This is a genomic window from Hydrotalea sp. GW822-HT8A01 (assembly GCF_058798575.1).
Genome location: NZ_CM179506.1, coordinates 2,245,046 through 2,256,807 on the forward strand (window position 1 = coordinate 2,245,046; position 11,762 = coordinate 2,256,807).

The window sequence follows — 11,762 nt, forward strand, 5'->3', positions numbered from 1 at the left end:
AATATATTCAATTTTTAGAAAAATTTGTATAAAAAATCTAAGTTTTTAAGCAAAAATTTAGATGAGATAGCTGTAAAGTGTATCCTGTTTATTAATTTCAGTAAAATCGATGTTATTGGTTTGCATTCTGGTTAAAAGGGAGCCATAATCATTACGGTCAGTTAATTCAATTCCTACCAATGCAGGGCCTGTTTCTTTATTGGTTTTTTGCATGTACTCGAAGCGGGTAATATCATCACTTGGCCCTAATACTTTGTTTAAAAATTCTCTAAGGGCACCAGGCCTTTGTGCAAATTGAATAAGAAAATAATGTTTAATGCCTTCATATTGTAATGAGCGTTCTTTAATTTCAGGCATTCTGTCAATATCATTATTACCGCCACTTACAATACAAACTACTTTTTTACCAGCAATTTGTTCTGCATACTGATCTAATGCGGCAATGCTTAATGCACCGGCAGGTTCTGCTACAATGGCATTTTGGTTGTAGAGGTTTAATATGGTAGTACACACTTTTCCTTCGGGTACCAAACAAATATTTGTAAGTGTTTCTTTGCAAATAGGGTAGGTAAGGTTGCCTACTTTTTTAACGGCTGCGCCATCAACAAAACGGTCAATTTGTTCCAGCATTACAGGCCGGCCAGCCTCAAAAGCTTTTAGCATAGAAGGCGCTCCTTCAGGCTCTACGCCAATTAATTGCGTATTGGGGGCATATTGTTTAAAATAACTACCCACTCCGGCTGCTAATCCGCCACCGCCTACAGGGATGAATAAATAATCAATATTTGATAAGGATTCCAAGATTTCAATACCAACAGTGGCCTGTCCTTCAATTACTTTCCGGTCATCAAATGGAGGAATAAATGTCATTTCATTTTTGAGGGTGAATTGTTGTGCTGTATGGGAACAATCGTCAAAAGTATCGCCTGTTAATTTTATTTCAATAGCATCTTCACCAAACATTTTTGTTTGATGAATTTTTTGTTTTGGTGTTATAATGGGCATAAACACAATGCCCTTGATGCCCAAGTATTTACAACTATACGCAAAGCCCTGTGCGTGGTTGCCTGCACTGGCGCAAACCACTCCTTTCTTTAATTGTTCAGATGATAGGCTGCTTAACAAATTATATGCACCGCGTAATTTATACGAGCGAACTATTTGTAAATCTTCCCGCTTCAAATATACCTGGCAGTTGTATTGGTTAGATAAAATTTGATTGTATTGCAAGGGCGTATGCGCTACCACCTGCTTTAGTTTTTGGTAAGCCTCACTATAATTGAATTGATATGTATTTTCTGCTACATGCATGTACTGATCATTAAAAGAAGATGATGGTGTGTATGTTACACCACCATCATCTTCATTCACTTTATTTTTGATTTTCGGGTCTTAAACTGCGCACTGTTTTTCCTGCTTGCCACATTTCACTTTCTCTTAATTCTTTCAATTCAACTTCTAATTTTTCGCGGTAATCGGGTTGGCTATTCAGGTCAATAGAACGCTGAGATTCTTTTCCGCTTGCAACACTTTCATATAATTCTTTAAATACAGGAGCTGTGGCATCTCTGAATTTCTTCCACCAGTCTAATGCACCTCTTTGAGCTGTAGTAGAGCAATTGGCATACATCCAATCCATACCATTTTCAGCAACCAACGGCATAAGGCTTTGTGTAAGCTCTTCTACTGTTTCATTAAAAGCTTCGCTGGGTGAATGACCTTTATCGCGTAGTACCTGGTATTGGGCAGCAAATATTCCCTGTATAGCACCCATTAATGTACCCCGTTCGCCGGTTAAATCGCTGAATACTTCTTTTCTGAAATCTGTTTCGAACAGATAGCCACTTCCTACGGCAATGCCTAATGCAATTACTCTGTCTTTCGCTTTACCGGTAGCATCCTGATAAATAGCATAGCTGCTGTTTAAGCCACGGCCTTGTAAAAACATTCTTCTTAATGAAGTACCGGAACCTTTTGGTGCAACTAAAAATACATCTACATCTTTTGGAGGTATGATGCCGGTTTGTTCATTGAATGTAATGCCAAAGCCATGCGAAAAATAAAGTGCTTTACCGGGTGTAAGGTGTTTTTTTACGGTTGGCCACAATGCTATTTGCGCAGCATCGCTTAACAGGTAACAAATAATGGTACCTCTTTGCAGTGCTTCTTCAATTTCAAATAAAGTTTCGCCGGGTACAAAGCCATCGGCAATGGCTTTATCCCATGTTTTAGAGCTTTTACGTTGCCCTACAATAACATTAATACCATTATCTCTTTGGTTTAAAGCCTGTCCGGGTCCTTGAACGCCATAACCAATTACAGCAACAGTTTCATTTTTTAATACTTCCTGTGCTTTTGATAATGGAAATTCTTCACGGGTTACTACGTTTTCTTCAACGCCGCCGAAATTCAATTTTGCCATTTTGCTAATTTTTGATTTTTAAAGTTGGTTGTTTACAATTATAAATTACATAGTAAATACTTCTGCCTGTTTACTGAGGTATTCATTTTCTATTACTTCCTCACCAGGTTCTGTTTGTTCAAATTCTTTTAATTTTTCATGAAAGCCATGGCTTGATTTGATGATGGCTACTCTTGCACTTCTTACAAATTCTATTAAACCGTAGGGTTCTAAAAATTTTACTAACCGATCGGTTTCTTCGCGATGACCGGAAGTTTCAAAAACGGTATAATCTTTTCTAATTACAACGGCTCTGGCGCCATATTCTCTTAATAACCTTTCTACTTTTACTTTTTCTGCAATGGCTTCCGTAGATACTTTGTACATGGCCAATTCCTGCCATACTATTTCATCTTCTGTATTGTAATAAGCTTTTAAAACTTCTACCTGTTTCTCTATTTGGCGGCATAATTTTCTTACAATTTCTTCTGTTTCATTAATGACAATGGTAAACCGATGTATACCTTCTGATTCGGAAGGAGAAGTATTCAGGCTTTCAATATTTATTTTTCTACGCGAAAAAATGATGGCAATTCTGTTTAAAAGCCCGATTTGATTTTCGGTATATACGGTAATGGTAAATTCCTGTTTCATGTTGTTAATGTTATAATTTGAATCAATTGCATTTATTGTAACCTGATTTCTGCAACGCTGCAACCTTGCGGTACCATTGGGAAAACATTATTTTCTTTTCCAACCATCACTTCTAATAAATAACTACCGTTATGGTTCAACATGGTTTGTAATGCATTTTTTAAATCTGTTCTTTTATCAATACTATTTGCCTCTATTCGATAAGCTTTGGCTAATTGTACAAAATCGGGACTGGTAATATCAACAAATGAGTAGCGTTTGTCATTGAATAATTGTTGCCATTGGCGAACCATTCCTAAAAACCGGTTATTCAGTATGAGTATTTTTACATCTACGTTAAATTGCATAATGGTACCCAGTTCCTGTAAGGTCATTTGAAAGCCCCCATCGCCAATAATTGCCACAACTGTTCGGTTGGGTGCGCCAAATTTTGCACCAATGGCAGCGGGCAATCCAAATCCCATAGTGCCGGCTCCTCCGGAAGTGATATTGCTTTTTGACTGATTGAATTTTGCATAACGGCATGCAACCATTTGGTGTTGGCCTACATCGGTAACAATAATGGCATTACCGTTGGTTAACTCATTCAATGTTTTAATTACTTCACCCATTGTCATAATTTCGGTACTTGGGTTCAGTTCTTCATGTATTACTATGTCGTATTCTTTTTGGGCAAAAGCACTAAACTTTTCAATCCACTCTTTATTTTGATTGGGTTGCAATAATTTAGTGAGCATGGGGAGCGTTTCTTTGCAATCGCCCCAAACCGGTACTGTTGTTTGCACGTTTTTGTCTATTTCTGCGGGGTCAATATCTAAGTGTATTATTTTGGCTTGTTTGGCATATTTGTCTAAACGGCCGGTTACCCTGTCATCGAATCGCATACCCACGGCAATGAGTATATCGCATTCATTGGTTAATACATTGGGGCCATAATTACCGTGCATGCCAAGCATTCCAACGTTTAACGGATGGTCTGTTGGCAGCGCGCTCAACCCTAAAAGCGTCCATGCAGCGGGCAGATTGGCTTTTTCTATAAATGCTTTGAATTCATTTTCAGCTCTACCTAAAATAACGCCCTGCCCAAATAGTACAAAAGGTTTTTTGGCTTCGTTAATGAGTTGTGCAGCTTGTTCAATGTATTCTTTTCTAACAAAGGGTTTAGGCCTATAGCTTCTAATATGTTCGCATTTTTTGTAGCCTTCATAATCAAATTTTTGCAACTGTGCATTTTTGGTTATGTCTATCAATACCGGGCCGGGTCTTCCTGTTCTGGCAATGTAAAATGCTTTTGCTAAAATATGCGGTATTTCAGTAGCATCGGTAATTTGGTAATTCCATTTTGTAATGGGTGTAGTAATGTTAATTACATCTACTTCCTGAAATGCATCGGTACCTAATAAGTGTGCAAAAACTTGGCCGGTTACACAAACCAACGGTGTACTATCTATCATTGCATCAGCCAATCCTGTTACCAGATTTGTAGCACCCGGTCCGCTGGTTGCAAACACTACACCTGTTTTACCAGAACTGCGTGCATAGCCTTGTGCAGCGTGAATGGCTCCTTGTTCGTGCCTTACGAGTATGTGTGTTAGTTCATTATTATAATCATACAATGCATCATAAATTGGCATAATTGCGCCACCGGGGTAACCAAATATGGTATCAACGCCTTCTGCCATAAAGGCTTCTAATACTGCTTGTGATCCGGAAATATTAGTGGTATTACCAGGAGTGGATGCTGCAATATTTTTAGGTGCTGTAAGTGTTGTTTCCATAAAATAATTTTAATTATGATTGATATGGTTTTTCGTCGGTAACGCAGCCTTCAGATGCGGAGGTTACCAACTGAGCGTATTTATATAAAACGCCATTGGTTGCTTTTAAAGCAGGACGTTTCCATTTTAATTTTCTGGCTTCAATAATGCTGTTATCTACCAACAGATTGATGGTGTTTTTTATTGCATCAATTTCAATAATATCATCATTTTCAACCAGTGATAATAGGCCTCCTGCAAATGCTTCGGGGGTAATATGGCCTACTACAAAGCCATGTGTACCGCCACTGAAACGCCCGTCAGTAATTAATGCCACACTTTTACCTAAGCCTGCACCAATGATGGCACTGGTTGGTTTTAGCATTTCGGGCATGCCGGGTGCACCTTTCGGGCCTATATAGCGTATAACGACAACATCACCCGGTTTAATTAAATTATTTTCAATGCCTTTTATAAAGTCATGTTCACCATCAAATACTCTTGCTGTACCTTTAAAATGTGTTCCTTCTTTACCACTTATTTTTGCAACGGCACCTTCAGTGGCCAAATTGCCAAATAAAATTTGTAAATGTCCGGTTGCTTTAATGGGTTGTTCAACAGGTTTAATAACCTGTTGTTGGTTAAAATCAAGATCAGGAGCTGTTGCAACATTTTCAGCAACAGTTTTTCCTGTAACGGTAAGGCATTGACCGTTCAGTAACCCTTTTTTCAATAAATATTTCATTACTGCAGGAAGACCGCCATACTGATGTAAATCTTCCATTAAATATTTACCGCTGGGCTTAAAGTCGGCAAGTACCGGAACTTTATTGCTAATTTTTTGAAAGTCATTAATGTTCAATGCTATGCCTACACTTTTGGCCATGGCAATTAAATGTAATACTGCATTGGTACTGCCTCCCATAATCATAACAACGGTGATGGCATTTTCGAAAGCCTCACGTGTCATAATATCTCTTGGTTTAATATCTTTTTCCAGTAATAATTTGATGGCTTTACCTGCTTCCTCACATTCTTTTTGTTTTTCTTTACTTAATGCAGGATTGGAAGAGGAAAAAGGAAGGCTCATACCCAATGCTTCAATGGCAGTTGCCATGGTATTAGCGGTATACATACCACCACAAGCACCTGCACCCGGGCAGGCATGTTGAATAATACCTTTAAAATCACCTTCATTTAATTTACCGGCAATTTTTTGTCCCAATGCTTCAAAAGCAGAAACAATATTTAAATCTTCTCCTTTGTAATGTCCGGGGGCAATGGTGCCACCATAAATCATAATACCGGGTCTGTTTAAACGGCCCATTGCCATGATAGAGCCTGGCATATTTTTATCGCATCCCGGAATGGTAATCAAACCATCATAATATTGGGCACCTGCATTGGTTTCAATACTGTCTGCAATTAAATCTCTGCTAACCAGCGAGTAACGCATACCCTCAGTTCCCATACTAATACCATCACTTACACCGATGGTATAAAATCGTAGCCCTAATAAACCATCTGTATGATCAACACTTTTTTTAACTGCTGTAGCCAGATCATTTAAATGCATGTTGCAGGGGTTTCCGTCCCATCCCATACTTGCTATGCCAATTTGTGCTTTATTAAAATCTTCTTCTTTAAAACCAATAGCATAATACATGGCCTGCGCTGCAGGTTGTGTTTCGTCTTTTGTAAGTGTTTTACTGTACTTATTTAATTCGTTCGGCATAAAATTAAAGTTGTAGAATGATGGTGGTGAATTAATTATTCGGTTCCTAACACTTCGTTTAAAAGTGTTCTTTTGTTTTCAGTAATTAAGTTTTTATAAGAAGTTTGAATGAGTTTGCTGATTGTTTCGGCCCAGGGTTTTACAAAGGGCTTATCATCTAATGATGCAATACCAATTACTTCGGCAGCAGTTCCGCAGAAGAAAGCTGCATCTGCATGGAACATATCTTCAATTTTAAATTGTATTTCTTTCACCGGAATGTTTAATTCGTTGCACAATTCCAATATGGTTGCACGGGTTATACCGGGTAAAATATTTCCCAATTTTGGTGTAAAGAGGGTGCCGTTCTTTTCAAAAAAAACATTTGCGCCAGGTGCTTCTGCAACATAACCATGCATATCTAATAACAAGGCTTCATCGTATCCTTTTTGCTTTGCCTCCTGACTGGCTAAGATAGAATTTACATAATGGCCGGTTGCTTTGGCATGAATGTGAAATGCTTTAGGATTAGGTCTTTCAAAAGAAGATGTTACCACACGTAACATTCTATCACCTAAAAATGGTTCCATTTTCCAAGCTTCAATAACAATATATGAAGTAGTATTTTGTACAAAGCTCATATTGGCAGGTGCATAAACTAACGGACGTATATATGCGTCTTGCAATTCATTTAGTGCTAACACTTTATATGTGGCTTCAATTAATTCTTCAACAGTATAATGATAAGGCAGATTTAGTGCTTTTGCAGATTGTTGTAACCGATGAAAATGGGCTTCAGGCTTAAATATTTTTGTTGTGCCTGCAATTGTTTTATAAGAGCGTATTCCCTCAAAAACACCATAACCATAATGCAATGTCTGGCCATATAAATCTGTAGTTGCATCGGCTGCTTTTACATAGCTGCCATTTAAATAAATAAAAGTATTTTCGTTGTAATACATGTGTTTGTTTTTGTTGTATGAAATAAAAAACCCGCCATTTTTAGAGGCGGGTCAAATTTGTTTATAGGTTAGAACAAATCAACTTACCCCCCTCTAAAGACAGGCAGAATAATGACAATAACTATCGCTGCTGTTAATACAAACAGACGAAAAGAAATTGTATTATAAAATTTGTTCTTCAACGTTTTTGTGTTTAGAACAAATATACCTGTTGTATGCTTAAGAACAAAGAACTTTTTTTGAGTTGAACAAGTTGGCATTAAATAATGGTAGACTTGCGCAACTCAATATTTTTATGATTGATGTCTTCAAAATTGTTATTGCTTGCAATAAAATCGCATATTAATTCTCCTATCGTTGATGTGAAATAAAAATTAATTGGATCTATATCTTTTGTAACAAATTTGTTATTGAGTGTCCAGCTTACACCGGCACGAACAATGGCGGCTTCATTCCCTAAACCAAAATAATCTAACATCATGGCAGCAGAAAGAATAGCTCCAAGCGGATTAGCAATGTCTTTACCTGCGGCTTGTGGGTAGGAACCATGAATGGGCTCAAATAAAGCAGTACTTAACCCGAAAGAAGCGGAGGGCAATAATCCTAAAGAACCACTTAACACACTTGCTTCATCACTTAAAATATCGCCAAACATATTTTCGGTAAGTATTACATCAAATTGTGCAGGATTCAAGATGATTTGCATGGCAGCATTATCTACAAATAAATAGTTCACCTCTACTTCCGGATAATTTTTAGCAACATCTTGCACTACTTTTCTCCAAAGCCTTGATGTTTCCAGCACATTTGCTTTGTCAACCAATGTTAATTTTTTTCTTCTTTGTTCTGCAGCTTTAAATGCACTGTGGGCAATGCGTTCTATTTCATTTGTTGTATAAATACATTCGTCAATAGCCTGAGTTTTTTCCTCGTTTAATTCTTTTTTTCCAAAATAAATACCACCTGTTAATTCGCGGTAAATTACAAAGTCAACGTTTTGTAATTGTTTTTCTTTTAAGGGTGACAGATAATGTAAAGACGGGTACGTTGTAACAGGGCGCACATTTGCAAACAACTGTAATGCTTTTCTTAATTTCAATAAACCCTGTTCAGGACGAACGGTTGCTGAGGGATTATTATCATACTTAGGATCACCAATTGCACCAAATAAAATTCCATCACTGTTTAAACAGGCTTCAATCGTTACATCGGGTAAAGGATCCCCTGTTTTATCGATGGCTATTGCACCCATTAAACATTCGGTAAAATGCCATTCATGGTTAAATTTTTCTGCAATAGCTTGTAATACACGAACGGCCTGTGCAGTTACTTCTGGGCCAATTCCGTCTCCATTTATAATAACTATATTCTTTTTCATACATTCCGTTTTAATTGTTTTCACAGATAATGGATTCAATCGTTTCTGGTTGCTTTGTTGAAGTTGATACTTTGCCAGCTATATGTTGATGAATGAATTGTTTGCCTTGCTGTAGCTGTAACACAAAATCAATTCCTTCAGGAATTTCATTTTCAACATGTGTAACATAGATTAAAGTGGTGTGATTGGTTGCTACAATTTGTTGTATGGTTGACAGGAAATATTGAATGTGTGCTTCATCCAATCCCTGACAGGGTTCATCTAAAATCAATAAAGGCGGACTTTTTACCAATGCTCTTGCCAATAATACCCAGCGTTGTAAACCCAATGATAATGCACCCAGTTTTTGTTGGCTGTATTCGTTCAGATGAAACTGTTGCATAATTGCGCTTATTGCAATTTGCTGATCATCCGTTAGCTTTTTATATACACCCATTGTATCAAAAAAGCCAGATGCTATGGTTTTTTCAACGGATATATCTGTGTCAAAATATTTATGTAATTCCGGAGAGATGTAGCCAATTCTTTTTTTTATATCCCAAATGCTTTCACCCTTGCCTCTTTGTTTTCCAAATATTTTAATTTGATTGGCATAGGCCTGTGGATTATCTCCTGTTATTAGGCTTAATAAAGTTGATTTGCCGGCACCATTATGTCCTTGAATCAGCCATTTTTCGCCACTATGAACCTGCCAGTTAATATTATCCAATATTTTTTTTGAACCATATTGAATGGTAGTATTTTTTATTTCAATCATTGAATGCGCCAAAGCTGTCTGTTTTTCAATTGGCTTTGTTACATTCATAAATCTGGGTAACGGTGTAGTATATGTATTTTTAATTTGGTATTCAGATTTTTTTAAAAACGCATAAATTCCGTTCAATTCAAGTGTTAATACATGCGTAATAACATCGGGCCAAAGTGTTCCGGAAGTAATAAAAATCAGTGTGGTTCCATTCCTGCCCAGGTGTTGCAATATTTGTAACAGGGTTTCTTTGGCTGCAACATCTAATCCGGTCATAATATTATCTGCAATCAATAACTGCGGTTGCTGCAGCAGTGCTTTAATAATTTGCAGTTTTTTTTGTTCACCATTCGATAATTGAATAAGTGGTGTTTGTAAGCGGTGCAGTAAATTAAATTGTTGGCAATAATTTAAATACAGTGCTTCTGTATCTGAAATACCAAATTGTTGCAAATGTTGCAGTAAATCGGCTTCAACAGTAATGCTGTCTGTTGCATCGCAACTATTGAAGCGTTGCTGGTAATAAAATTGTGATTGGTTGGTTAAATTTTTCCACCGATGCGTATCTTCAATCATTACAATTTGTGCCTGGTCAGGCGTATGATTGCTATTGTTAATGTCAATGTTTCCTTTGTAAAAAATTTTTCCTGCAATGGCTTTTCCCAATGTCGTTTTTCCTGCACTTGCAGCACCGGTAATCAACAAATGCTCACCACTATTTAAAGTAAAAGACACATCCTGCAAAATGGTTTTACCATATTGTTTTATTTGTAAATGTTTAACCTGTATTGCGGGTGCTACATTCATACTATGCTTCTATGTTTTGATGTTGTTTGGCCATTGCATGCAAATCATCATCGCCAACTTCTTTTTTCTGATCAGCTATTTGTAAAAATTTTTCATATAAAACATCAATATCATTACGGGTGCATTCATAACCTAAATTTTTTAACCGATAAGCCAAAGCACTTCGTCCGCTTCGGGCTGTTAACACAATTTTAGAAATATCTGCACCCACATCTTTTGGGTTGATGATTTCATAAGTAATAGCGCTCTTTAAAAATCCATCCTGATGAATACCGGACGAATGTGAAAATGCATTGGCACCTACTATTGCTTTATTGGGCTGTACCGGCATACGCATGGTATCGCTCACCAATCGGCTAATGGGATTTAATTGCTGGCTTTGTATGTTGGTATAAAAACCTAAATCTTTGTGTTGTTGTATAATCATCACTACTTCTTCTAATGAGGTATTTCCTGCTCTTTCGCCTAAACCATTAATAGTACATTCTATTTGTCGGGCACCATTTATTACACCTTCAATTGAATTGGCAGTAGCCAATCCCAAATCGTTATGGCAGTGGCAGGAGAGAATGGCCTTATCAATATTGGGAACATTATTTTTCAGGAAAGCAATTTTGGCACCGTACTGGCTGGGTAGGCAATAGCCGGTGGTATCAGGGATATTAATAACGGTGGCGCCTGCTTTAATTACTGCTTCCACTACACGGGCTAAATATTCATTATCTGTTCTGCCGGCATCTTCAGCATAAAATTCAACATCATCTACAAATTTTTTTGCCCATTTTACGCATTGTACCGCTCTTTCTAAAATATCTTCTCTGTTTGAGTTAAATTTCCCTATTATATGGTAATCAGATGTACCAATACCGGTGTGGATGCGGGGCATTTTTGCATGTTTTAATGCCTCTGCTGCTACTTCAATGTCTTTTTTAACTGCCCTGCTTAAACCACAAACGGTAGCTCGGGTAATGATTTTGGCAATTTCCTGAACTGAAAAAAAATCGCCGGGCGAAGAAATGGGAAATCCGGCTTCAATTACATCAACACCCAATTGTTCAATGGCCAGAGCCAGTTCAATTTTTTCGGTAGTATTCAGTTTACAACCGGGTACCTGCTCGCCATCTCTTAGGGTAGTATCAAATATATTTACTTTTTGGCTCATGTAAAATTTGTTATTCGGTTATTGCTTTTAATACGAAAAACCAGCCGTATTTTTACGTAACATCGAATGTATCCAATATAAAAAGGTGTTGGGCAACAAAATGAAGTGTATTTTACGCTGCTTAAATTGTGCTAATTTTGCCCAAACCCTTTACCGGTAAACATTTTCAATTCATATAATTA

The 11,762-nt window shown here is 37.2% G+C and carries 9 protein-coding genes; all 9 read right to left on the reverse strand.

Annotated elements, in window-relative coordinates; translation table 11 throughout:
- Positions 1-57: 57 nt before the first annotated feature.
- Positions 58-1,371, reverse strand: a complete 1,314-nt coding sequence (ilvA, locus tag AC3QLY_RS09865; RefSeq protein ID WP_492989707.1) for a threonine ammonia-lyase — start codon at positions 1,369-1,371, stop codon at positions 58-60.
- 1 nt (position 1,372) lies between these two features.
- Positions 1,373-2,422, reverse strand: a complete 1,050-nt coding sequence (ilvC, locus tag AC3QLY_RS09870; protein ID WP_068246779.1) for a ketol-acid reductoisomerase — start codon at positions 2,420-2,422, stop codon at positions 1,373-1,375.
- Between the two features lie 45 nt (positions 2,423-2,467).
- On the reverse strand, positions 2,468-3,055 hold the full coding sequence (gene ilvN / locus AC3QLY_RS09875) for an acetolactate synthase small subunit (protein ID WP_081301281.1): 588 nt from the start codon (positions 3,053-3,055) through the stop codon (positions 2,468-2,470).
- Between the two features lie 32 nt (positions 3,056-3,087).
- Positions 3,088-4,833, reverse strand: coding sequence for a biosynthetic-type acetolactate synthase large subunit (gene ilvB / locus AC3QLY_RS09880; protein ID WP_074419985.1), 1,746 nt, complete (start codon positions 4,831-4,833; stop codon positions 3,088-3,090).
- Positions 4,834-4,846: 13 nt separating this feature from the next.
- A complete protein-coding gene (ilvD, locus tag AC3QLY_RS09885; RefSeq protein WP_074419984.1) occupies positions 4,847-6,547 on the reverse strand; it encodes a dihydroxy-acid dehydratase in 1,701 nt (566 codons plus the stop codon).
- A 35-nt stretch (positions 6,548-6,582) separates the two neighbouring features.
- On the reverse strand, positions 6,583-7,488 hold the full coding sequence (locus AC3QLY_RS09890) for a branched-chain amino acid transaminase (protein ID WP_074419983.1): 906 nt from the start codon (positions 7,486-7,488) through the stop codon (positions 6,583-6,585).
- Between the two features lie 259 nt (positions 7,489-7,747).
- Complete coding sequence (gene leuB, locus AC3QLY_RS09895; protein ID WP_074419986.1) at positions 7,748-8,866, reverse strand: 3-isopropylmalate dehydrogenase; 1,119 nt, start codon at positions 8,864-8,866, stop codon at positions 7,748-7,750.
- Between the two features lie 10 nt (positions 8,867-8,876).
- A complete protein-coding gene (locus AC3QLY_RS09900; protein ID WP_074419982.1) occupies positions 8,877-10,418 on the reverse strand; it encodes an ATP-binding cassette domain-containing protein in 1,542 nt (513 codons plus the stop codon).
- A 1-nt stretch (position 10,419) separates the two neighbouring features.
- Positions 10,420-11,580 (reverse strand): 2-isopropylmalate synthase, encoded by a 1,161-nt coding sequence (locus AC3QLY_RS09905; protein ID WP_492989708.1) that lies wholly within the window; start codon positions 11,578-11,580, stop codon positions 10,420-10,422.
- Between the last annotated feature and the right edge of the window lie 182 nt (positions 11,581-11,762).

Excerpts from the sequence above, each read along its gene's own strand:
- leuB (WP_074419986.1), bottom strand. The coding sequence starts at position 8,866 with ATGAAAAAGAATATAGTTATTATAAATGGAGACGGAATTGGCCCAGAA.
- ilvN (WP_081301281.1), bottom strand. The coding sequence starts at position 3,055 with ATGAAACAGGAATTTACCATTACCGTATATACCGAAAATCAAATCGGG.
- ilvD (WP_074419984.1), bottom strand. The coding sequence starts at position 6,547 with ATGCCGAACGAATTAAATAAGTACAGTAAAACACTTACAAAAGACGAA.
- ilvB (WP_074419985.1), bottom strand. The coding sequence starts at position 4,833 with ATGGAAACAACACTTACAGCACCTAAAAATATTGCAGCATCCACTCCT.
- AC3QLY_RS09900 (WP_074419982.1), bottom strand. The coding sequence starts at position 10,418 with ATGAATGTAGCACCCGCAATACAGGTTAAACATTTACAAATAAAACAA.
- AC3QLY_RS09890 (WP_074419983.1), bottom strand. The coding sequence starts at position 7,488 with ATGTATTACAACGAAAATACTTTTATTTATTTAAATGGCAGCTATGTA.
- ilvC (WP_068246779.1), bottom strand. The coding sequence starts at position 2,422 with ATGGCAAAATTGAATTTCGGCGGCGTTGAAGAAAACGTAGTAACCCGT.
- AC3QLY_RS09905 (WP_492989708.1), bottom strand. The coding sequence starts at position 11,580 with ATGAGCCAAAAAGTAAATATATTTGATACTACCCTAAGAGATGGCGAG.